At 61.6% G+C, this 21,343-nt stretch carries 21 protein-coding genes and 2 pseudogenes; 10 read left to right on the forward strand and 13 right to left on the reverse strand.

The window, feature by feature from the left end:
• Nucleotides 1–305: 305 nt before the first annotated feature.
• Both bktB and M3I56_RS08060 read left to right on the forward strand, forming a co-directional pair.
• Nucleotides 306–1,487 carry a beta-ketothiolase BktB gene (gene bktB / locus M3I56_RS08055; protein WP_254353336.1) on the forward strand — a complete coding sequence of 394 codons (1,182 nt, stop codon included), beginning with the start codon at nucleotides 306–308 and terminating at the stop codon, nucleotides 1,485–1,487.
• Nucleotides 1,488–1,527: 40 nt separating this feature from the next.
• Nucleotides 1,528–3,174, forward strand: a complete 1,647-nt coding sequence (locus M3I56_RS08060; RefSeq protein WP_254353337.1) for an MBL fold metallo-hydrolase — start codon at nucleotides 1,528–1,530, stop codon at nucleotides 3,172–3,174.
• Between the two features lie 75 nt (nucleotides 3,175–3,249).
• Here the strand turns inward: M3I56_RS08060 and M3I56_RS08065 are convergent, their stop codons facing one another.
• On the reverse strand, nucleotides 3,250–4,227 hold the full coding sequence (locus tag M3I56_RS08065) for a nitronate monooxygenase (protein WP_254353338.1): 978 nt from the start codon (nucleotides 4,225–4,227) through the stop codon (nucleotides 3,250–3,252).
• Nucleotides 4,228–4,411: 184 nt separating this feature from the next.
• Here M3I56_RS08065 and folE point away from each other — a divergent pair, with 184 nt between their 5' ends.
• Complete coding sequence (folE, locus tag M3I56_RS08070) at nucleotides 4,412–5,047, forward strand: GTP cyclohydrolase I FolE (RefSeq protein WP_254353339.1); 636 nt, start codon at nucleotides 4,412–4,414, stop codon at nucleotides 5,045–5,047.
• 75 nt (nucleotides 5,048–5,122) lie between these two features.
• On the opposite strand, the gene M3I56_RS08075 is transcribed toward folE, so the two are convergent.
• From M3I56_RS08075 to M3I56_RS08100, 6 genes are all read right to left on the reverse strand, one after another.
• Nucleotides 5,123–5,677 (reverse strand): nuclear transport factor 2 family protein, encoded by a 555-nt coding sequence (locus tag M3I56_RS08075; RefSeq protein WP_254353340.1) that lies wholly within the window; start codon nucleotides 5,675–5,677, stop codon nucleotides 5,123–5,125.
• An 11-nt stretch (nucleotides 5,678–5,688) separates the two neighbouring features.
• The gene (locus M3I56_RS08080; RefSeq protein WP_254353341.1) at nucleotides 5,689–6,003 is read right to left on the reverse strand and encodes a hypothetical protein; all 315 of its coding nucleotides are present in this window, start codon (nucleotides 6,001–6,003) and stop codon (nucleotides 5,689–5,691) included.
• Nucleotides 6,000–6,197, reverse strand: coding sequence for a hypothetical protein (locus M3I56_RS08085; RefSeq protein WP_254353342.1), 198 nt, complete (start codon nucleotides 6,195–6,197; stop codon nucleotides 6,000–6,002). Before M3I56_RS08085 ends, M3I56_RS08080 begins: the two co-directional genes overlap by 4 nt.
• 283 nt (nucleotides 6,198–6,480) lie before the next feature.
• On the reverse strand, nucleotides 6,481–7,266 hold the full coding sequence (locus M3I56_RS08090) for a glucose 1-dehydrogenase (protein WP_254353343.1): 786 nt from the start codon (nucleotides 7,264–7,266) through the stop codon (nucleotides 6,481–6,483).
• Between the two features lie 152 nt (nucleotides 7,267–7,418).
• Nucleotides 7,419–8,357: a LysR family transcriptional regulator gene (locus tag M3I56_RS08095; protein ID WP_309249136.1), complete on the reverse strand. Its 939-nt coding sequence runs from the start codon at nucleotides 8,355–8,357 to the stop codon at nucleotides 7,419–7,421.
• Nucleotides 8,358–8,792: 435 nt separating this feature from the next.
• Nucleotides 8,793–9,767 carry a GlxA family transcriptional regulator gene (locus tag M3I56_RS08100; protein WP_254353345.1) on the reverse strand — a complete coding sequence of 325 codons (975 nt, stop codon included), beginning with the start codon at nucleotides 9,765–9,767 and terminating at the stop codon, nucleotides 8,793–8,795.
• Between the two features lie 181 nt (nucleotides 9,768–9,948).
• Here M3I56_RS08100 and M3I56_RS08105 point away from each other — a divergent pair, with 181 nt between their 5' ends.
• The 5 genes from M3I56_RS08105 to M3I56_RS08125 all read left to right on the forward strand — a co-directional run bounded on the left by M3I56_RS08105 (nucleotide 9,949) and on the right by M3I56_RS08125 (nucleotide 14,997).
• Complete coding sequence (locus tag M3I56_RS08105) at nucleotides 9,949–10,377, forward strand: carboxymuconolactone decarboxylase family protein (RefSeq protein WP_254353346.1); 429 nt, start codon at nucleotides 9,949–9,951, stop codon at nucleotides 10,375–10,377.
• 39 nt (nucleotides 10,378–10,416) lie between these two features.
• Nucleotides 10,417–11,400 carry a phytanoyl-CoA dioxygenase family protein gene (locus tag M3I56_RS08110; protein WP_254353347.1) on the forward strand — a complete coding sequence of 328 codons (984 nt, stop codon included), beginning with the start codon at nucleotides 10,417–10,419 and terminating at the stop codon, nucleotides 11,398–11,400.
• 225 nt (nucleotides 11,401–11,625) lie between these two features.
• A complete protein-coding gene (locus M3I56_RS08115) occupies nucleotides 11,626–12,543 on the forward strand; it encodes an NmrA/HSCARG family protein (protein ID WP_254353348.1) in 918 nt (305 codons plus the stop codon).
• Nucleotides 12,544–12,583: 40 nt separating this feature from the next.
• Nucleotides 12,584–13,432 (forward strand): alpha/beta fold hydrolase, encoded by an 849-nt coding sequence (locus M3I56_RS08120; protein WP_254353349.1) that lies wholly within the window; start codon nucleotides 12,584–12,586, stop codon nucleotides 13,430–13,432.
• 32 nt (nucleotides 13,433–13,464) lie between these two features.
• Nucleotides 13,465–14,997 carry an AMP-binding protein gene (locus tag M3I56_RS08125; protein WP_254353350.1) on the forward strand — a complete coding sequence of 511 codons (1,533 nt, stop codon included), beginning with the start codon at nucleotides 13,465–13,467 and terminating at the stop codon, nucleotides 14,995–14,997.
• Nucleotides 14,998–15,015: 18 nt separating this feature from the next.
• Here M3I56_RS08125 and M3I56_RS08130 read toward each other — a convergent pair whose 3' ends face one another.
• The 5 genes from M3I56_RS08130 to M3I56_RS08150 form a co-directional block, all read right to left on the reverse strand.
• Nucleotides 15,016–15,891, reverse strand: coding sequence for an enoyl-CoA hydratase-related protein (locus M3I56_RS08130; protein ID WP_254353351.1), 876 nt, complete (start codon nucleotides 15,889–15,891; stop codon nucleotides 15,016–15,018).
• Complete coding sequence (locus tag M3I56_RS08135) at nucleotides 15,888–16,838, reverse strand: spirocyclase AveC family protein (RefSeq protein ID WP_254353352.1); 951 nt, start codon at nucleotides 16,836–16,838, stop codon at nucleotides 15,888–15,890. The genes M3I56_RS08130 and M3I56_RS08135 overlap by 4 nt, the downstream gene beginning before the upstream one ends.
• A gap of 150 nt (nucleotides 16,839–16,988) precedes the next feature.
• Complete coding sequence (locus M3I56_RS08140) at nucleotides 16,989–18,155, reverse strand: ecdysteroid 22-kinase family protein (protein ID WP_254353353.1); 1,167 nt, start codon at nucleotides 18,153–18,155, stop codon at nucleotides 16,989–16,991.
• A 45-nt stretch (nucleotides 18,156–18,200) separates the two neighbouring features.
• On the reverse strand, nucleotides 18,201–18,614 hold the full coding sequence (locus tag M3I56_RS41565) for a hypothetical protein (RefSeq protein WP_375541690.1): 414 nt from the start codon (nucleotides 18,612–18,614) through the stop codon (nucleotides 18,201–18,203).
• 213 nt (nucleotides 18,615–18,827) lie between these two features.
• The gene (locus M3I56_RS08150; RefSeq protein WP_254353354.1) at nucleotides 18,828–19,259 is read right to left on the reverse strand and encodes a GMC oxidoreductase; all 432 of its coding nucleotides are present in this window, start codon (nucleotides 19,257–19,259) and stop codon (nucleotides 18,828–18,830) included.
• A gap of 40 nt (nucleotides 19,260–19,299) precedes the next feature.
• Between M3I56_RS08150 and M3I56_RS08155 the strand changes: the two are divergent.
• Nucleotides 19,300–19,875, forward strand: a pseudogene (locus M3I56_RS08155) (porin); the annotation flags it as partial.
• A gap of 182 nt (nucleotides 19,876–20,057) precedes the next feature.
• Nucleotides 20,058–20,435, forward strand: a pseudogene (locus M3I56_RS08160) (IS6 family transposase); the annotation flags it as partial.
• Between the two features lie 107 nt (nucleotides 20,436–20,542).
• Here M3I56_RS08160 and M3I56_RS08165 read toward each other — a convergent pair.
• Nucleotides 20,543–21,343 carry an ABC transporter ATP-binding protein gene (locus M3I56_RS08165; protein WP_254353355.1) on the reverse strand — a complete coding sequence of 267 codons (801 nt, stop codon included), beginning with the start codon at nucleotides 21,341–21,343 and terminating at the stop codon, nucleotides 20,543–20,545.

Here is a 21,343-nt window from a genome sequence, read left to right on the forward strand (position 1 = left end):
ACCACCTTTCGGCAGACGGAAATCTCGCACGTCCAAAATAACCAATAATTGAACGTCGATCATCATGTTGAACCAGCATAACGCGAAATCGAACGCTCGTCTATCCGGTTGTCACCCACAAGAAAGGCCCGATGCTGAACCGGCATCTGGCGCGAATACTCCTTGAAATGGGCGACACGATCCCGTCCTTGCGCACTGCACAATCACGTGGACATAAAACCAAAAATACGCTACTTTGTGAACGTCATTCATATTTCCAAACACGACGTACGGATCGTGGCCGAGCGTCGGATCAAGGAGCCATCATGTCGGATGAGGTCGTCGTCACTGCTGCCGTGCGCACTGCAATTGGAGATTTTGGTGGTGCGCTAGCGAGCGTTCCGCCTACGCAGCTTGGCGCGACAGTCGTTCGCGCGCTGCTCGACCGCACGAATCTGCCGGGTGACGATGTCGGCCATGTGGTGTTCGGCAATGTGATCCATACCGAGCCTCGCGACATGTACCTCGCGCGCGTAGCCGCGCTCGAGGGCGGCATCAGTGCGGACGCCCCGGCGCTGACACTCAACAGGCTGTGCGGCTCCGGCCTCCAGGCCATCATTTCAGCCGCCCAGGCCATCGCGCTCGGCGAAACCGAAATCGCCATCGGCGCAGGCGCGGAAAGCATGTCGCGCGCAGCGTACGTTGCCACTGCCGCGCGTTGGGGCTCACGCATGGGCGACATCCGCCTGATCGACATGATGGTCGGCGCGTTGACCGATCCGTTCAGCGCTTGCCATATGGGCGTGACTGCGGAGAACGTCGCGAAGAAGTACGGCGTTTCACGCGACGACCAGGACCAGCTCGCCGTCGAGTCGCACCGGCGCGCCGCACGAGCCATCCACGATGGACACTTCTGCGAGCAAATCGTGCCTGTAGCACTCCGCACGAAAAAGGGCGAAAGCGTTTTCGATACTGACGAACACGTTCGGCCCGGCACGACCGCCGCGGATCTCGCCAGGTTGCGCCCCGCATTCCAGAAGGACGGCACCGTGACGGCCGGCAACGCGTCCGGCCTCAACGACGGCGCCGCAGGAGTCCTGCTGATGGCGCGCCGCACTGCCGAGCAACGCGGCCTTCGTCCACTCGCGCGGCTCGTGTCCTGGGCACACGCGGGCGTCGATCCTCAATACATGGGCATTGGCCCGGTGCCTGCAACACGCAAGGCATTGCAACGCGCGGGCTTGACCGTGGCGGATCTGGACGTGATCGAAGCGAACGAAGCATTTGCCGCGCAGGCTTGCGCCGTCGCGAAGGAGCTAGAATTCGACAGCGCCCGGGTCAATCCAAACGGTTCGGGCATCTCGCTCGGCCATCCCATCGGCGCAACCGGCGCCGTCATTGCGGTGAAAGCAATTCACGAACTGCACCGTTGCGGTGGCCGCTATGCGCTCGTCACGATGTGCATCGGCGGCGGCCAGGGCATCGCGGCGGTCTTCGAACGCATTTAGGGCTACGCAAGCGGTTATTCATTGAATCAGAGGGAGTGACGTGGTACGCCCCGAACAACTGCTCCACCCGCAACGACAACCCGTTTCACCACGTCTGGCGGCAACGATGCTGTTGCTGCGCGACGCGCAATACGAAGGTTCGGCGGCTATTGAAGTGCTGATGACGCGGCGCTCGGCGAAAGCGAGCTTCGCACCGGGCGCCTTTGTCTTTCCTGGTGGAGCGATCGATCCATCCGATGCCCGCATCGCCGCGTGCGCATCACGGCGCGGCACACAAGACGAAGCGCAGGCGGTTCAGGCCGTGGCCGCCATACGCGAGACATTCGAGGAGCTAGGCGTGTTGCTCGCGCGGCGAAGCGATGGCGCGTTCGTCGACGACAGCGATATTGCGACGCTCGACCGAAGCGCGGCGATCGAGGAACATTGCGCGCGGCGAAGCCTCACACTCGCAGCCGACTGCATTTATCCGCTTGCGCACTGGATCACCGACCGCGACCTGCCCCGGCGCTTCGACGTGCAGTTTTTCGTGGCGCGCATGCCTGCTGGACAAACCGCTGTCGCGGACGGCGCCGAGCAATTCGAACCGGTGTGGGTGAATCCCTTCGATGCGCTCGCGCGCCACGCTGCAGGCGACTTCGCGATGATCTTCCCAACCGTGCGCACGCTCGAACGCCTTCGTTCGTTCGTCTCGGTCGAAGCGTTGCTTGCGGCATGCGCCGGTGAAAGACCGCTGTGGAGCAGTTGTCCGCGCGGCGGCTTGAAAGCCGGCAGCGTCGTGCGTTGCATGGAAGGCGACGCGCCGTACGGGGAGCTTCGCCTCGTGTGTCCTGACGGCCAGGTCCTTCACGCGCTCGACTGGCGATCGACCGAAGCCGTCCCGCTTCTGAAAAACGTGATGCGGTTGACCGTCGCGAACGGCGGCATGATGACGGGACCAGGCACGAATAGCTATATCGTCGGCACGGCGGCATCCGGCTTCATCGTGATCGATCCGGGGCCTGACGATCGGGCGCACCTCCAGCGCATTTTTGCGGCAACCGGTGGCGACATACGCATGATCGTCTGCACGCACTCGCACGCGGACCACGCGCCCGGCGCGCGGCCACTCCAGGCCATGTGCACGAACAAGCCAACGGTCCTCGGTCTGCCGTCCGGGCCCTTTGTCAGGGCGAGCAGCCACTTCGTCCCGGACCGCGAACTGCGCGACGGTGAGTGGCTCACGCTTGCCGGTGATGGCGAGACACATCGATTGCTTGTCGTTCCGACACCGGGGCACGCGAGCAACCACGTGTGTCTCGTCCTCGTCGAGGACGGTTTGCTGTTCAGCGGAGACCACATCCTGAATGGAAGCACGACCATCATCGATCCACCCGACGGCAACATGACTGCGTACCTCGCGTCGCTGGACCGGCTGGACGCGATCTGCGTTGAACATAAGATCGACTTCATTCTGCCTGCACACGGCTACGTGCTCGACTGCGCGCGCGAGCAGATCGCGCGCCTCAAGGCGCACCGCATGGCGCGGGAAGCAAAGATCGCGCAGGCAGTGAAGACACTGCCGAACGGCTCGATCGATGACTGGCTACGCCATGCCTACGACGACGTACCGGCAAAGCTCTGGCCAGCCGCGGCCCGCTCGCTGCTTGCTCATCTCGACCGGTTAGACGAACAAGCCCCGCGTTGCTGAATACAAACTGCCTGCCCACGCCCGTTTTCAATCCGGGCACGGGCAGGCGTATTCGAAAGACGCCTTACAGCACGCTCAGTTGTCTTCTGCGAACGCAGCCAGCCGGCCGTGAATGAGTGCGCGCGCCTCAGCGACCATCCGGCTCACGAGTTCCGCGCAGGTGGGAATATCCTCGATCAGCCCGATCGCGAGACCAGCGGGGAACGTTCCATCTTCCGTATCCCCCGTTTCGTAAATGCGTTTTCCGCGTTCGCCACTCACGAGTGGTTTGAGATCCGCGAAGGTCGCGCCTTCCTTGTATTCGAGTTCCAGCACATTCTCCGCTACCGAATTTCTGAAAATGCGCGAGGTGTTCTTCAGCGTGCGGAAAATCAGCGCCGTGTTGCGCTCGTCGTTCTCGACCAGCCTGCGCTTGACGTTCTCATGAATCGGCGCTTCCTGCGTGGCCATAAATCGCGTGCCCATGTTGATGCCGTCCGCACCGAGCGCGAGTGCCGCGACCATGCCGCGCGCGTCGGCGATGCCGCCCGATGCCAGCATCGGAATGCGCAGTTTCGCGGCGGCTGCCGGCAACAGAATGAGGTTGGGCACATCGTCTTCGCCTGGGTGACCCGCACATTCGAAGCCATCCACGCTCACGGCGTCACACCCCAGTGCCTCCGCCTTCAGCGCGTGACGCACGGAAGTGCATTTGTGGATGACCTTGATACCCGCAGCCTTGAACGCCGGCATGTACGGCTCGGGATTGCGTCCCGCCGTCTCGACGACCTTCACGCCGTTCTCCACGATCGCTTGCACGTACTCATCGTACGGAACCGGTTTGATCGTCGGCAGTATCGTCAGGTTCACGGCGAACGGCTGATCCGTCATCGATCGAACACGGCCAATCTCGTTGCGCAGCGCCTCCGGCGTGGGTTGCGTGAGTGCGGTGATGGTGCCGAGCGCACCGGCGTTCGAGACGGCAGCGGCCAGTTCCGCGCGGCCCACCCACATCATGCCGCCTTGAACGATGGGATATTGAATCCCAAGCAACTCGGTAATGCGCGTTTTCATGTACTGATCCTGTGATGTAAGTGCAACCTGCTTCCGCAGCGTGCAGGCCGTCGAGCGCAGCACGTTCGTTTGTATTTACGAACACCGTGCGATTATATACACTTTATTCACGTTGCCGATACGGGTGTGCCGAACACGCGCACGTGCGTCGGATTGCACGAGACATGAATGATCAGGAGAGTTGATGAACAAGCGAGACGAAAAAATTGGCGCTGAGGAAGCGTCGGTTCGCCCCACGCGGGATCAGGCGGAAGAAGCCGTGCGAACGCTTATCCGATGGGCGGGTGACGACCCCGAAAGAGAAGGTCTCATTCAAACACCCGCACGCGTCGCGCGCGCGTATCGCGAGTTCTTCTCGGGATACGAATCCGATCCGATGCAGATTCTTGCTACGACGTTTTCAGAAGTGGATGGCTACGACGAGATGGTGGTACTAAAGGACATCCGCTTCGAAAGCTATTGCGAGCACCATATGGTGCCCATCATCGGGCGCGCCCACGTTGCTTACCTGCCTGAGCATCGTGTGGTCGGCATCTCCAAGCTTGCGCGCCTCGTCGACATCTATGCCAAGCGTCTGCAGATTCAGGAGAAGATGACCGTTCAAATCGCCGATGCGTTGAACACAGTGTTGCAGCCCAAGGGAGTCGCCGTGATCCTCGAAGCCGCGCATCAGTGCATGAGCACGCGCGGCGTGCATAAGCCCGGCGCGTCGCTGGTGACGAGCCGGATGCTGGGTGCGTTTCGCGACGATCCCTCAACGCGCCGGGAGTTCCTGTCGATCGTAGGCCACAGCACGATCATGCCGTTGCCCAATAGCTAAAAGCCAACGTCGGCTCCCAACCGACGTTGGCTTGCATAACATTCTGGTTGCTTTCTCGCAAGCGTCGCACGGTGCTTACGCAAGCCCCTGGACTTCGCTGGGCTGACGTGTCGTGAGAGGCCGCTCGTAGGAGACGTCTTCACGATTTCGTGAAGTTACGCCATTGCTCATCAGGATTTCGCGCCAGGCAGCTGGCACTTCGGCCGGCGCGAGCTCGTTGATCGCCTCCGAGATGCAGACGCGAGCGGCAATCGCCCACACGCCATTGCGCCTTTCGAATCGGTCGATATAGCGCCCCACCGCAAGCGTGTCCGGCTTGACGCGATTCTCGCCGAAGAAAAGCCAGTACGTTTCCCCGTGCGCCTCGTCGCCCTTCAGTTCGACACTGTGATTGAACACCATATGGTGGTGCGATAGCTGATGCTCGGTATGGTACGCAAAGGCCCAATCTACGAATTCCTTTGCATTGCCAACGAATGCGCCGTGGTCATCTATCCCATCCGGGTGGTACGCCGACAGCGTCAACTCACGGTCCATGCGGTCGACCCCGCGGCAATAGCGGTGCACGCATTCGAGTATGGCCTGTTTGTCCAACAGCGCCTCCACGCGTGCGCTCAACTCTTCGTTCATGGTTTCTACCGTTAGTAAGTCATGGCGACGAAAAAGACCACCGCGCCGATCACCGCGCCAATGAAGCAATACCCTTCACCTGTCGACAAATCGGTTTCCTCTTCTTGCGCGCGACTCGCAATCGCACATCCAACGAGGCCCGCGAATGCCGTCGCACCGAGCACGGCAATCGTCATCACAACGTCGAACAGCGCCGAACGGCCCAACTCTTCCATGCGCAAGTCGCGTTGCAGCAGCCAGATCGCCGCTGCCGAAATCGACAAGAGGATAAGCGGGAGCCATACCCTGCGCGCTTCTCGAGCGCGCTCACCAGGCATCGTTTTCATCGTGCCGCCCCCTCCATGCGCATCTTGCCGAAGATACGGTGTGCCATCGCACCCAGCGCACGCGCCGCCCAGTTCGATTGTTTTGCGCGATCCGATTCGTCCGACGAGGGAGGATGGCTGCCAGCAGGCTGGCGCCGATAGTGGAACGTGTAGTCCGCGAGAGGGCCACGTAAATCGCTGTCGAGCAGATACATCGCATGTCTCCGATCAGGCTTATGCCACGCGGGCGCTTTCGCGGCGCCTCTATGTCGACATCGTAGGTGACGAAGTTCCGTTATGCAACAACTCGTTCAATTAATTGTGTCGGTATTTTCACCAGCCGCCAGGGCGTAGCGTGGTGCGTATGCGCGAGCGCACGCTACGCACACGGTCAAGTGTGCGCAACGGATCGTATTCAATGGGGGAGAGTAAAAAGCAGCCCCAAGCCGCATCGCCGATGCGGCTTCGCAACGCGAAAAACGGGCCGCCGAGGGGCGATCAGGAAACCTGGAAACCGCCGTCGACAGCCAGGAGCTGGCCGGTGACATAGTCCGATGCCGGCGAGGCAAAGAACAGCACGGCGCGCGCGATATCGGAGGCGACGCCAATGCGGCCCAGGGGCATACGGCCGGGCTGCGTAATCGGGCCGCTTGCCTGATGGACCTTGGTCGATGCAGCTGCGCCCTCGGTCGCCACGCCGCCGGGCAACACTGCGTTCACACGAATTGCGTCTGCTGCGAATTCGAGAGCGGCCACTTTGGTGAGGTTATTGACGCCCGCCTTCGATGCGCCGTAATCGCCGTTGTCGAAAATCACGGGCTGCAGCGAAGCCACCGACGAGATATTGATGATGGAACCGCCGCGCTTGGCCGCTTGCATGCGCTTGATCGCTTCGCGCATGCAGAGGAAGGTGCCGCGCAGGTTCACGCCGAGAACCTTGTCCCACTTCTCGGCTGACGTTTCGACGAATTGCGTCTTCGGATAGATGCCCGCATTGTTGACGAGAATATCGAGACGCCCGAGCTTCGCCTGCACGGTTTCGTACATCGCAAGAATCGAAGATTCGTTGCCGATGTCCACCTTGACGGCGATTGCCTTACCGGAAGCGCTTTCGATTTGTTTGACCGTTTCCTGCGCCGCTTCCTCGTTCAGGTCCGCCGCGACCACAGCGGCGCCGGCCGACGCCAGCAACAGCGCCGTCTCGCGGCCGATACCCGAACCTGCCCCTGTCACCACCGCCACTTTCTGATCGAGACTGAAAAGACTCGCCACATTCGTACTCACTGCTCCTCCTTTGGCTCGCCACGCGAGCGGGTTATTTTGTGAACGTCATTCGTAAACATAAACACCCCACCGTGGGGTGTCAAGGTGAACGCAGAAACGAATGGCGCGAGGAGCAGCGAGAATGAATCGGTTCAACGGCGCGACTGCGCGCGTCACACCGGGGTCGGCGACGCGATTTCGCGCATGATGTCGAGCATCGCGCGGTGCCAGGGCTTGTGGGGTCTATCCGCCCACACCAGCGACACTTCCGTTTCGCCAGATGCCGGGACATCTTCTATATCAACGTAAGCAACACCTTCCACGGGCAAGTATCGCGCCGAGTCCAGCATCAAACCGACACCCAGCTCGTGAGCGACGAGGTTGAGCATCGTATAGGGGTGGCGAGCCTGCTGGGTCACTCGCGGCGACAAGCCCTCCTCGCGCCGTGCTGCTTCGAACGCGGCGAACAGCGGTTGCGACATCTGCTGAGGGAACATGATGAGTGGATATCGAGCGAGATCAGCGATGCGAATCGAACGCTGCGCGGCGACGGGCCACTTCGCGGGGACCGCGGCCACCACGCGCAGGCGCTCGATCACTACGCTTTCCAGACCCGAGACGTCCGCCGCGCTGGTCACTACCACGCCCAGGTCGATGCTGCCATTTTTCACGCTCGCGACAGTCAGGGCACTACCACGCTCGATCAACCGGACATCGACACCCGGCCATTGCTTGCGCAGCCCCTGAATGGCGAGCGGCATGATGCGTAGCGCGCACATCGGCACGAACGCCACGCTCAAGCTCGCCAGTTCATCGGCTGCCTGACGCACCCGCCGCTCGGCTAGTTCCGCTTGCGCGATGAGCGGCTTGGCTTCCGCGAGCAACGCGGATCCCGCGGGCGTGAGGGTCACACCGCGCGGCGTGCGTTCGAGCAGCTTGATGCCAAGCTGTTCCTCCAGCCGCATGATCGACTGGCTGAGCGGCGGCTGCGCCATGCCGAGGCGCGCAGCCGCACGCCCGAAGTGCTGGGTCTCCGCAACCGCTACAAAGTGCCTGAGATGCCGCAATTCCATGGCTTGATATGACTTCGATATCGAGGGTGCCGCCAGCATATCGCCTTTGTCCCGTTGCAGTGCACTACGGATGAACCCTGGTCACATTGTTGAACGTGGGCGGTATCGGGTGCATCCGGACTTGACGTAGACCTGCGTCCACCATCCCCGCGGGCGTCTAACCGTGGCGGGCCAGCCGGATACCAGCCTCGTCGCGGCGCTCAGCGGCGCAGGGATCACGCCGTCATCCGTGCCCGTGGTGCTACCGTATCTGCGTACCGGGGCACTCAAGATCGTGCTTCCCGAATACCGGGCGCACGGCGACGAGGCGGATGGTACGGGGCGGCGCATTTAGGTGCATTACCCCCACCGCCAGTATCTGCCCGCAAAAGTCAGGGTTTTTGTGGATTACCTGCTCGAACAGTTTCGTTCGACCGATACCGGCAAGGCGGAACTCGACACCTTTGCCGCCTGAATGCCGGGCAGCTTCATTCTTCATTCGTGGCCGGCGCCGCGCCGTCGATACGCGGAAGGACTCATCGAAACGTATTTGTGGAAGATGTTGCGAAACGCGCGCACATCTGAATAGCCAACCATGACGGCGATCTGCTCGATGGAGACCTGAGTGTTGCGCAGCATGCGCTTTGCTGACTCGATTCGCAATGAGCTTGCATAAGCCCGCGGCGTCATGCCGAGGCTTCGTGAGAAGCGGCGCAGCAACGTAGCGTGACTGACCGCCAGCACGTCCGCCAGTTCGCTGATTTTGAAGTCCTGGGCGAAACGCTGTGCGAGCCAGAACTGCGCGCTGCTTACGAGCGGATCGTCGCTCGACAGGCGGCCTTCCTCGCGCTCGCCATCCGTGCCTGTCGTCGAGGCTAGCCATTGAGCGGTATGCGATGAAATCGCACGATCGACGAGGCGCGCCACGAGTTGCCATTCGCTTGCCGGCACGCTGCAGGTGTGCGCGCCTCCGTGCTCCGCGATTGTGGCGCCTGTGTCCACGCGCACCTTAGGATAGCGCGAGCGCAGCAAGCCCCTGAGCACGCGCGGGACAGCCGCAGGGCCACCGTCGAGAAGGCCTGCCTGAGCGAGCAGCAATACCCCTGTGCCGCTTGCGGCCAGTACCGCGCCCCGGGAACGTTGCCAACGCAGCCACTCCGTCACCGGCTGTGCGTGGTCGAGCAGCGTAACGAGCGCCTCCTCGCTGGCCACCGCAAAGGCCGGGAGGTAGACGATGCTGTACTCGGCGTCCCCCAGCAAGTCGCCGTCACTATCCATCTTCCGGCCGCCGGCGAACTCCAGACTGCCCGCGGTGGCGCTCAACAGGCGCACCTGCGTCTTCATCGTGTGGCGGTATGGCGGCGCGAACTGCGTAAATACATGTCGCGCAATGAGCGCGAACCCATCCACCAGCGCGCCCACGCTCGACAGGTAGCTGCCCGGCAGCACGAGCGCGGCAACGTCTTTCACTGGCTCAGTCGGGGTGGCGGGCTTGCGAATTTCGATCCCCTTATATGCAGAATTTGATCCTCTTTCGCGGCGATCTTAGCACGCATCATCGTCAATATTGCCAGCGAAAAGAATGGCGGGAAAAGCGGAGCCGCTACCCGCCACCCATAGCCGCGCCGCCGCGGTAAAACAGGAGACGCAAATGAAGACCCTCGAAGAAAAGCACGCCTATGGTTTAAAGGTATTCGGCGAAATCATGGGTGAGGACAAGGCAGCCGGCCTGCGGGCCGCAAGCGAGTCCAACGGCTTCGGCGCCGATATTTCACGCCTTGCCGTCAATTACGCGTTCGCGGACGTATGGGGCGACGACAAGCTCGAGCGCAAACAGCGCAGCCTCGTGACGCTCGGCATCCTGATTGCCAACCGGCAGACACTCGAGCTGAAAAACCACGTCCGCATTGCAGTACGCAACGGTCTGAGCGCACGAGAGCTCGAGGGTGTGCTCATTCAGGCGCTGCCGTATGCAGGCTTCCCGGCTGTCGCCTCCGCCACCACGGCCGTACTCGAGACGCTGCGGGAACTGGGCATCGACACAACCACCCGCACTTCGGAAGAACGCGGATTGCTGTGAGACAGCGGCAAAGCGCCCTGCGACCTGAGGAGACAATTTGTGAGCACACCAATCGTGGATATCGTGCCGACGATGCGCGAATTCAACGTTTCGAACGATCTGCTCGGCGATCACGCCGCGCTGCAACAACGCTGGGACGAAGACGGCTACCTGTTCTTCCGCGACGTACTGGACCACGAGCCGCTCGAACGCATGCGCGCGCTGCTCGTTGACCACCTCGACCGCAACGGTTTCGTGGACCGTAACGATCGGGACGTGCGATGGACCGGCAAGGAGCGCGAAAATTTCAGCTTCTTTCCCGTGAAGGAAATGAATGAGCAGCGCGCCGCGCGAACCGTGATGGAAGATCCCGCAACTCGCGCATTCTTCCAGCGGCTCTTCGACGTACCGCTTTATTGGGTGCCGTTTACCGAATACCGCACTTCGCCGCCCGCCATCGACAAAAACCGCACACGCTTCGACTTCATTCACGAAGATGCGATCTACAGCGACCGCCTCGACTTCATCATTTGCTGGATTCCACTCAGCGATATCGACGCGCAAGTTGGTGGACTGGCCGTAGCGGAAGGGCTGCACAAGCTTCCGTGCCTGCATAAGAAGGACGGAGACAAGATCATTCCCATCGACCTTGCGAGCGTGCCCGAAGAAGCATGGCGCCGCACGAACTACCGTCTGGGCGACGTCCTGTTGATGAGCCGGCGCACGCCGCATTCCGGGCTCAGCAATCATTCCGACCGCTTCCGCCTTTCGCTCGACACGCGCATCCTGCCGCAAGGCGGCAGTTTCCCGTTCGCGCCCCGGCTGCCCTATGTGGGCACGCTGACGTCTATCGCGCCTGACCAGATCGTTGTGCGCGACGCGGATGGCGAGCATGTCTTGCGGCTCGACGAAACGAGCTATTTGCGCGGTTTCCAGGGCAACCGCGTGCGCGGCGAGGAGATTGCCGACGTTTATCACCCGGGCTGCGAAGTGATCGTCGCACATGAAGGCGGCCTCGTTCAAACGCTGCGACCGCAGCATTGATCGTGCTATCGCGCGGAAAGACGACGCTTCGTCTTTCCGCTTCGCGCCCCTTGGCGCCCGCGCATTCGCCACCGCATATTTTTCTGAACACCGTGCTAATATTAGAACACAAGCGCGATTCCAGGCGATTCCTCAATGACCGGTCGCATGGCTAGTGACTTCGTGCGCTATGCGCCCAACCACGACACGGCCGGCCTACCTCTATAGTTCGACCACCGGAAAATCATGACCGATTCATCCGACGCGACACTCGTCATCGGCGCTACTGGCGCGCAAGGGGGTGCTACCGCTCGTCGCCTCCTTGCGGCTGGACGTACAGTGCGCTTTCTGACACGAGATCCAGACTCGCCGACTGCGCGGGCACTCATCGAAATGAATGCGCAGGGCCTAAGGGGGGATCTGGACGACCGTGAGTCGCTCGAAAAAGCGATGGAGGGCGTCCGCTCCGTCTTTTCCGTTCTCCTCCCTGATTTCGATCGCAGCGACAGGGAGCGCCGCCAGGGTTTCGCGCTCATCAACGCAGCGCGCAACGCGGGCGTCCCGCAATTCGTTCATACCTCCGTGGCGCAGGCAGGCAATCATTTGACGTTTCCAGACTGGAACGAGAAGCGCTGGAATCAAAAATACTGGACGGACAAATGGGACGTCGAAGAGGCCGTTCGCTCTGCGGGTTTCGAATCATGGACGGTCTTGCAACCGGCATTCATGATGGACAATCTCGCTGAGCCGAAAGCGCGCGCGATGTTCCCGCACCTGCGCGAGGGCTTGCTGCTCAGCGCGTTGCTGCCCGATACCCGGCTCGACTGGGTTGCCGCCGACGACGTGGGTGCGCTCGCAGCCAGCGCGCTCAACGACGCGCAACGCTGGCATGGCGAGACTGTGCCGCTGGCTTCGGAGAAGCTCACGATGTCCGCAGTGGGAGCTCGCCTCGCTCAGGTTCTTGGCACACAGATTGGCGTTTCGCACGTCTCGCCGGACGAAGCGCGAGCAAGGGGCCTCGCACCGGGCTGGGTGAACGCGCAGGAATGGATCAACGCGGTCGGGTATCGCGTCGACATCGATTCGCTCTCCGAACGTGGTATCCAGCTGACCTCGATGACAGACTGGATCGACGCGAATCGACAGCACATCCCGCTTGCGTGACAGGTGTGCGAAACAATCCTTGAGCAATGGAAGAGCCGCAATGAATGTCAGTGCCCCCTCCTGGTTCGATCTCGCCATGAGCCAGCCACGCCGCTCCCACTTCACCGAAGCCAGCGGGGCCGCAGTGCACTATGTTTCCTGGAACGCCGCAGACACAGGCAAACCTCCGCTCGTCTTCGCGCATGGATTTCTAGGACACACGCACTGGTGGGACTTCATTGCGCCGTTTTTCACCGACCGCTTTCGCGTGTTCGCTCTGGATTTCAGCGGCATGGGTGACAGCGGCTACAGGCAGGAATACAGCGCAGACATTTTCGTGCGCGACCTCGTAGCCGTCGTAGATGCAATCGGCTCCGGTCCGTGTGTTGCAGTCGGCCACAGCTTCGGCGGATCTCGTCTCCTGCAGGCGTGCGCGACTTTTCCCGATCGTCTCTCGCATGCCATCGTGCTCGATTCGTATTTCATGCTACGCGGCGATAGCTTGCCTGCCGTGGAACGTCGCCCGCCTCCGCGTCCCTATCCGGACTGGCAAACCAGCGTCAGCCGCTTTCGCCTCATCCCCGAGCAGGATTGCGAGCCGTGGCTTCTTGAACATCTTGCGCAGACATCGCTTCGCCAAACCGCCGAAGGTTGGGTGTGGCGTTTCGACCCGAAGCTGCGGGATCTCCAGCCGGTCGAAGGCGAGGAAGACCTGCTGACCCGCATCACGGTTCCCGTCAGCTACGTTCACGCCGAGTGCAGCAGCGTGGTCAGCGCGGATCGCGCGCGCCACATCGTAGCGGCGATTCCTGGCGCGAAGGGACCCATCACGATGCCGCGCGCAGGCCATCACATGATGCTTGACCAGCCACTCGCGCTGGTGAGCCTCTTACGAGCGTTGCTGGCATGAAACCCGACACAACTGCAACCTGGACAAGTGAGTTGCCTCTCTCGGCTCTGATCGCGCGCGCCGTCGAACAGCACGGCGCCACGCCGCTCCATTTTCATACCCAGGGCGGCGCCTACACGTGCACCACGCAGTCCTTGCTGCACGACGCGAGAGGAATATGCAAGGCGCTGCGAGCGATCGGCCTGCGTCGAGGCGAGGTGATCGCGATACAGCTCCCCACACAACGCGAGACTGCGCTTCTGTATCTGGCTGCACTCGAAATCGGCGCCGTGCTCGTACCGATCGTCCACATCTACGGTCCAGCCGAAGTCGGCTTCATCCTTCGGCAGTCGCGCGCCCGATTTCTTTGCGTACCCGACCTCTGGTGCGGCACGGACTACCTGGAGCGTGTCGCGGCGCTAGGCGACCCACCCGATCTGGAGCGCGTTATCGTCGTTGGCAATCGGGCGCCCGCGAACGGTATCACGTTCGATGCGCTGCAACGGCTCGCGGCGACAACGCACGATCGGCATCTCGGGGACGCGCCAACATCGGAAGACATCTGCCTGCTGCTGTACACATCGGGGACCACGGCTTCACCCAAAGGCGTTCAGCACTCGCATCGCACCGTTGGCGCAGAGTGGCAGATTCCGTTCATCGACGGGTCTGGGCCTTACCTCACACCCTTCCCCGCCGGACATATCGCAGGCTTCAATTTTCTGCTGCGCCCGTTCGTCACCGGCACGGAGATGGTGTTCATGGACCGATGGGACGCCTCGCTCGCTGCGCGACTCATCGAAGAGCATCGCGTGCGCCTTTCAGGCGGCACGCCGTTCCATCTTCAAGGACTCCTTGATGCCGCTCATCACGACGGCCGCAGCCTGGCGTCGCTTGTGTCTTACGGTCTGGGCGGCACTGGCGTCACGCCCGAGCACGTCGCGCTGGCCGATCGCGCCGGATTTACGGGAACACGCGCTTATGGGTTGACCGAGCACTCGACGGTGAGCGTTGGCTGGGCCGATTCGCCTTTTGAAATTCGAGCCAATTCGGACGGGCGCGTTCAGCCCGGTTCTCAGGTGCGCGTTGTCGACGAGTTAGACCGCGACCTGCCTGCGGGACACGACGGCGAGATTCTCATCAAGGGACCGGAGTTGTTCGTCGGTTACACCGACCCGGCGCTCAATGCAGCGGCATTCACTCGCGACGGATGGTTCCGGACTGGCGATATTGGTCATCTCGACGAAAGCGGCTGCCTGACCATCACGGACCGAAAGAAGGACATCGTGATTCGCGGTGGAGAAAACATCTCGTCGCTCGAAGTGGAGCGCGTGCTTGCCACTCACCCCGCCGTACGCGATGTCGCCGTCGTGGCGCAACCCGACGCCCGATACGGCGAAAGAGTCTGTGCCGTAGTCGTCTTGCACGAACACACGGCACTCGACCTGAGCGCAGTTCAGACCCACTTTGCCGCCGCGGGCGTGGCGAAGCAAAAGACCCCCGAGCATCTTTGCATCGTTACAGAACTGCCGCGCACGCCATCGGGAAAAGTGCGAAAAGGCGACCTGCGCAAGCAGCTTTCCACGTAACGGCAGTTCAGTCGGCACTTATCGCGCGTGGTTGTCCTGGCGCGACTTGAAAAAACGATCTCGCTGCCTCGACACCTCATCGGACGCAGCGAGCCGATCGTAAATCGTGCGCGCCGCGGCCAGGCCCGCTTCGAAATCAGCCGACTCGGCGGCGGCAGCGATGGCATCCAGGCACTTGCTTTCTATCGCATCGCCACAGGCGAGACGTGCGCGCGCCTTAGCGATAACGGAAACCGGATCGTGATCCGGCAATGGCAGCCGACTTATCAATGGCAACGCCGCGCTGCCGATCTTCGCTCGCGCCAGTTCGATCGCCAGGCGCAACACGTGCTGCTCATCGCCCTCGACGATTCGGTCGAATAGCGCTGTTCCGGCGAACGTACTCGCGGACACGATTTGCGTGCCGAGAATGAACTCGATCGATTTTGCGAGGCCCAGCACACGCGGCAAACGCTGCGTCCCGGACAAAGGGATCACACCAAGCCTGCACTCCGGCAGCCCGATCTGCGCATTGTCTGCGACAAGCCGGTAATGGCAGACCAACGCCGTTTCCAGCCCACCGCCAATGGCAAATCCGTGAATAGCGGCGACAACCGGCTTCTCGCTCGCCTCGATCACCGGATGAACATGCAGCGATAACGCGGGGGCTGCCGCCGCAGCGGCCGTGCCGAATTCGCGGATGTCGCCGCCTGCAGTGAAGCCACGACCGCAGCCTTTGAGCACGATCGCTCGAACTTCCGGATCGTGCCGCGCCGCTTCGAACGCAGCGACGAGCCCGCGACGAACTCCGAGGCCCAGCCCGTTGACCGGCGGGTGGCTCATCGCGACGACGGCCACGTCGTCTTCTACGTAATACTCGACGTTGTCGAAGCGCTGAGCGTTCCGGTTGTTCATCGATTGTTCGCCAGCCAACTCGGCATATCCGTCGGCCACGGATCCGCATATACCGCGTGCACACCCATTGCAGTCGTGTAGGCAAGGTTCAGTACATTGCAAAACGCGACGAAGGCCAGCACGCGCAGCGCCGTGCGAACCGCAGAATGGCACTCGAGACGATCGACGCCTCGTTCGATCGCCGTGTAACCGTTGTTGTCGACGCTCATCAGAAGGAACGCAGAAGCCACGAAGGCGGACGGAAACAGCAGGAACTCGTAAACCGGAAACTGGTAGTAGTGACCGCCCCAGAACGAAACACGCTGAAACGCGCCCGGCCACGCATCGAATCCCATGAAGCGGCTGGCAGCGATGTCGAGCAGACCCATCGTCATCCAGATGGCAGCGAAGCCCGCGAGCGTGAGTCCAACGTTGCCCGCACGGGGCCAACGCTGGCGGACCGCACGCATCGCCCATAGCGCGACCACCGCTGTGCCTGTGAACGTGTAGAAGTAGCTTGGCGCGTCGATCAGGACTGGCTCAGCAATGCGGGCATGCGGCGACTGCCAGAACGGAATGAATCGGCACCAGCAGCCGAAATTCACCGCATAGGCGTTATAGGTGAACATCGGCCGAAGGAAGTCCAACCACGGGTCGAGCCAGTATGCCGAGAGCCAGCCGATCATCATGAGACGCACCGCGTCGATGCGGCGGCTTTTGACGATTCCGTAGATGAACCAGATTGCCACCGGAATCAATAGCAGCACGCTGACCCATTGGTAATGGTCGATCGTCGCCTTCACGGATTCCGGAATCGGGTCCGCGCCCAGTTCGACGGGGCGGAAGTCCTCCGAACGAATCCATGCCACGTAGGCGTAGAATTGTGCAAAAGCGAAAAGCGCACCGAGCGCAGCCCACGCATACACCCTGTGCCAGGTCGTGCTGCGTCGAGCGACCATCTCCGACATGCTTGCCTCCTCATCATTATCACATCATTCACATTCTTGAATGATGGTCTAAAAAATGTACCCTGCTGAGGAGACAACGTCAAGCGCCATACGCGATGCGGCTTCGGTAGCGGCACGCCTGGCCGTGCCGCTCAACGCCCCCGAAGGTTGTTATCGGCCGATAAGGTCATGAATCTCGTGATCGAGCGCTGCCATTGCGAATCGCGGGGCAACTGCGCAATTGTTGACTTCCACCTGCCATTCCACCGGGTTCACGAGCCAGAAGAACAGTCCGTAGACGATGTGCCGCCGATACGCTTCGAGCGCGCTTTCAAATGACGGCGGCTCCTTCACCCCGTAAAACGCAAGCCGCTCGAGATAGTGCTCGAGCAGCGCACGCTCCCATCGCGGTCGATCCGCGATGTCCAATGCCGAGATCAGGAAATACGTGACATCATGGGCCCACGGTCCGCGTCGATACGACTGCCAGTCGAGAAAGCCGGGCGTGCCGTCGCGGTCGAAATAGAGATTTCCGAGGTGAACGTCGCCGTGGAGAAGCGTCATCGGCCCGATACGGTCGAAAGCGCGCAGATCGAGCAACGCGCGCTCCATCCAGTCCCGATCATGAAACCGCTTTGGCACGGCAACCCCGCGAGGCAACTGCGTATAGCTTGCGAAAACATCGGGTTTCAACTGGCCCCAGTGATACGTGCCTGACTCGCCATCGGGCAGCGGATCCTGCGGCGCCAGCCAGGCCAGTTCACCACCACTATCGAGTTCCGGTGATTGCCAGAACTGGGCGTGCCAACGTGCCTGCGCGTCCAGATTCGCCGCGGCCTGCGCAAACGTGAGCGGCTTTTGCACGCGGCAGAATTCAACGTTCCGTGAGCTTAGATCTTCGAGGATCACGATAGACTGCCCGCTTCGAGCGTCCGTCTCTGCGTAAAAGCAGGCCGGTACGTTCGCGTGCATGTGAGGATGGACTTCCTTGAAGAACCTCGCCTCGTATTCGTATATGTAGGCGTTCAGATTCCGATATTCTGGAACGAAACCGCCCTTCACGATCAACGACTCCGGCAAGCCTAGCTCGCGCCCTCTTGCGTTGTAGACAGGATGCACCCTGACTTTGGTAGCGGTTCCGTACATCACATCGCTCACGGTGAGTGATTCGACCGTCACGCCCTCATGACCGCGCGCGAGCGCCGACGTCAGCCACGACGGCGTGATTTCCTCGACGTGCAAGGGGAGCCTTTCGGGAACCGGGTTCGATCTGTTCGCAACAAACATGTTGACGCGCTCCTGAGAAGTGCATGTGAGTTCGCGCATGTTGCGCGGCACCTCCAGACGCTCGCAACAGGGGAAATCCCGGCTGGCGTCATTGTTTCAAATATAGAACAACGTACACATGTTCGGACATGCTTTCACTCCGGTACTGGCCTGGCAATCGCCTCGCAGCCCTGAAGTCTCTGATAATCCGAGCCAGCGACTTTGAGAACAGCCGACACCGCGCGGAAAGCACGCGTGCAACACCAACGTCGTGCCGGTGTCGACAGAGTTCCGACCCGCTTGCCTGCAGCCATACGGAAGGGCCTGCTTCGCTGCGGCATCGGTCATCGAGAACTGCTTTCCCGCGTCGGCGCCGGTTTGGTAGCTCAAGGTCTTGCTCGTGTAGAGCAGCGCGCCGTCGAGTACGCCATAGAGCGTCACGCTGCTTTGCGCGTGAGCGGCCGTACCGATGCTGCCTGATAAAATGCCCGCTAGTACAACGACTAAAATGCGATGGGAAGGGAATGTCACGAATAATCTCCATATATAGTTATACTTAATATCAATACAATTGTGCGACTTCTATCGTTGGCTCTAGCTGGACGATGTTATCCGCGCAGCGGCTGCGCGAACTGTCGACGTGCGTCGTAGCGCGAGCCCATTAACCGTTAAATTTCCTATGCGTGATCGCGAGCCGCGCCCCGCCTTCCGGTTCCTGGCCGATTTGTGCTCGGCCGCGTAGCATCACCGGTCCTCGGTCTCCGGCGCCGGCGCGGGTGCGCTGGGGAGCCGATCCATTGCGTATTCGGCGAGGGCAGTGATAGTGAGCGCGGGGTTGACCCCAGGATTCGCGGGAAGGGCGGCGGCGTCGCAGACGATCATGTTCTCGTAACCAAACACTTTCAGCCCCGCATCGATAACGCCGGTGGTCGCGTTCGAGCCGATGACCGCGCCGCCGAGGATGTGCGCCGTCCATGGGGCGTTGCGGAAGGCTTCTGTCAGGGTGCTGCCCGCAACCCCGCCCGTTTCTTCGGCGAGCCACTTCACGACCTTGTGCCCGACGCCGAGGAATGTCGGGGCGGGACGGGACTTGTCGATCTCGCTGACCAGCGTGTAGCCGTTGCCGCCGCTGCGTTTCTGCGCGCGCAACCGGACCGCGTTGTCGCGAGGCTGCATGACGAGCATCGCCAGTGATCGGGCGCTCCAACCCTCGGATTCGTACACGAGTCCCACCATTGCTGGCCTGCAAGGGAGCGCCATGCTGGCGCTCGGCGGCGAAGCGGGAAATTTCCAGGCGGGGCGGCAATATTCGGTCAGCCTGAAATACACATTCAAGGGGCTAATGATCAACGCCGCGCTGTATAGCGGCAATGCCGGGGGCACTGCCGCTACGACGCCCGTTCCCAGCGCAGTGCAGTTCACTGGCCACACCGTCGGCGCGGCTTACGATTTCGGAAAGCTAACACTCGATGCGTCGTTCGTCTCGTACAAGGTTGCGGGCTCCTTCGATAGTCACGTCTACGGCGGAGGCTTCAGCTATGGTGTGACGCCGGCGCTGAACGTGAACGGCGGCGTATGGTTCACGCAGGATCGTAACGACACATCCAATCATTCGATCCTAGCTGCAGTCGGCTCCGAAATCTACCTCTCGAAGCGCACGACACTCTATGGGCAGGTCGGATTCGTCCGTAACCACGGCGCGATGGACACTGGCCTGTCGATCAACGGGGCACTATATGGCGTGACGGGTTCGACAGTCGGCGCCAACGCTGGCATTCGCCACCTGTTCTGAACGGCACCTTTGCGACAAAGTCGGACAGAACGTGCCCCTCTGCTGTACATGCAGTTTCTAAAGATGAGCAGCTTGTTCCTGTCATAGTTTTAGCACAGGTATATTGGATACGCTCGTTGGTCGAGGTTCACTAGTCCGGCCGGCGCTGTCACGTTGACGAAGTGGCCGGGTAAGATGTGTTAATGAAGAAGACCAAATCGCTTTATCACGGCCACCGGTTTCCGGCGGCGGTCATCAGCCACGCGGTTCGCTGGTATTTCCGGTTCCACCTCAGCCTGCGCGACGTCGAGGAGTTGCTGTTCGAGCGCGGTGTGGTCGTGAGCTACGAGACCGTCCGTCGCTGGTGCGACAAATTTGGCGCGAGCTTTGCCCATCGTGTCAAAGCGGTGCGGCGCAAGCCAGCCAGCACCTGGCATCTCGACGAGATGTTTGTGACGTTGCGCGGTGAACCCTATCTGCTGTGGCGGGCAGTCGATGAACATGGGGCCGGACTGGACATCCTGCTGCAGAAGCGGCGCGGGGCGATTGCACCAAACACAATTGCCTCCCGCCTGCGTGCCCGCGGACAACGTCGCTCGACGGGGATGGGATGAAGCGTATAACACGCATAAGCCACAGTGTTTTTCGTCGCGCGCTGTCCGGTCAGCTCTGTCAAACGCACCACACATCAAGCAGGTAAGGCCTGCCTCGCACGCCCGGAGCGACGCGCAGTGTAGTCGACGGCTGCGCCCCCAAGATATGCGTCGTGCAGCACATCAAGCCGGGCCAGTTCGGCCGCCGCGCCCTCGGCAAGCACGCGTCCACCTTCGAGTACGTAGCCGTGCTGCGCGTAACGCAGCGCCATCGTCGCGTTCTGCTCGGCAAGCAGAAAACTCACGCCCTCGTCACGGTTGAGCGCCGCGACGATCTCGAAGATTTCCTCGACCACCAGCGGCGCGAGTCCCATTGACGGCTCGTCGAGCAGCACCATCGAGGGACGCGCCATCAGCGCGCGACCGATCGCCACCATCTGCTGCTCGCCACCCGACGTCAATCCCGCCAGCGAGTGGCGCTTAATCTTCAGACGCGGAAAGATCGCGTAGATCCGTTCGAGATCTGCTTCGATCCCGGCCCGGCGAGGGCGCCGGGCGAACGAGCCGATGCGCAGATTTTCCTCGACCGACAGATGCGCAAAGCAGCGCCGCCCTTCCAGCACCTGGACAAGACCGCGCTCGACCAGTGTCCACGGCTCGATGCGCGCGATGTCCGCGCCGCGATAGACGACGCGGCCACCCGTCAGTTCGCCGCGCTCCGCGCGCACGAGGTTCGAGATCGCCTTGAGCGTGGTCGTCTTGCCTGCACCGTTGCCGCCGAGCAGCGCAACGATCGCGCCCTCGGGCACCGCCAGCGACACCCCGCGCAGGGCGGGGATGATCTGGCTGTAGGTCACGGCGATCTCATCGACCTGCAGGATCGGGGGGCTCGCCAT

This window comes from Paraburkholderia sp. CNPSo 3281 (genome assembly GCF_024206515.1).
Taxonomy (GTDB): Bacteria; Pseudomonadota; Gammaproteobacteria; order Burkholderiales; family Burkholderiaceae; genus Paraburkholderia; species Paraburkholderia nodosa.

Coding starts and splice junctions, on each gene's coding strand:
- folE (WP_254353339.1), top strand. CDS start 4,412: ATGAACAAGCGAGACGAAAAAATTGGCGCTGAGGAAGCGTCGGTTCGC.
- M3I56_RS08165 (WP_254353355.1), bottom strand. CDS start 21,343: ATGGCGAGCCCCCCGATCCTGCAGGTCGATGAGATCGCCGTGACCTAC.
- M3I56_RS08150 (WP_254353354.1), bottom strand. CDS start 19,259: ATGCAGCCTCGCGACAACGCGGTCCGGTTGCGCGCGCAGAAACGCAGC.
- M3I56_RS08105 (WP_254353346.1), top strand. CDS start 9,949: ATGAAGACCCTCGAAGAAAAGCACGCCTATGGTTTAAAGGTATTCGGC.
- M3I56_RS08115 (WP_254353348.1), top strand. CDS start 11,626: ATGACCGATTCATCCGACGCGACACTCGTCATCGGCGCTACTGGCGCG.
- M3I56_RS08095 (WP_309249136.1), bottom strand. CDS start 8,357: ATGCTGGCGGCACCCTCGATATCGAAGTCATATCAAGCCATGGAATTG.
- M3I56_RS08065 (WP_254353338.1), bottom strand. CDS start 4,227: ATGAAAACGCGCATTACCGAGTTGCTTGGGATTCAATATCCCATCGTT.
- M3I56_RS08135 (WP_254353352.1), bottom strand. CDS start 16,838: ATGTCGGAGATGGTCGCTCGACGCAGCACGACCTGGCACAGGGTGTAT.
- M3I56_RS08085 (WP_254353342.1), bottom strand. CDS start 6,197: ATGTATCTGCTCGACAGCGATTTACGTGGCCCTCTCGCGGACTACACG.
- M3I56_RS08130 (WP_254353351.1), bottom strand. CDS start 15,891: ATGAACAACCGGAACGCTCAGCGCTTCGACAACGTCGAGTATTACGTA.
- bktB (WP_254353336.1), top strand. CDS start 306: ATGTCGGATGAGGTCGTCGTCACTGCTGCCGTGCGCACTGCAATTGGA.
- M3I56_RS08080 (WP_254353341.1), bottom strand. CDS start 6,003: ATGAAAACGATGCCTGGTGAGCGCGCTCGAGAAGCGCGCAGGGTATGG.
- M3I56_RS08120 (WP_254353349.1), top strand. CDS start 12,584: ATGAATGTCAGTGCCCCCTCCTGGTTCGATCTCGCCATGAGCCAGCCA.
- M3I56_RS08075 (WP_254353340.1), bottom strand. CDS start 5,677: ATGAACGAAGAGTTGAGCGCACGCGTGGAGGCGCTGTTGGACAAACAG.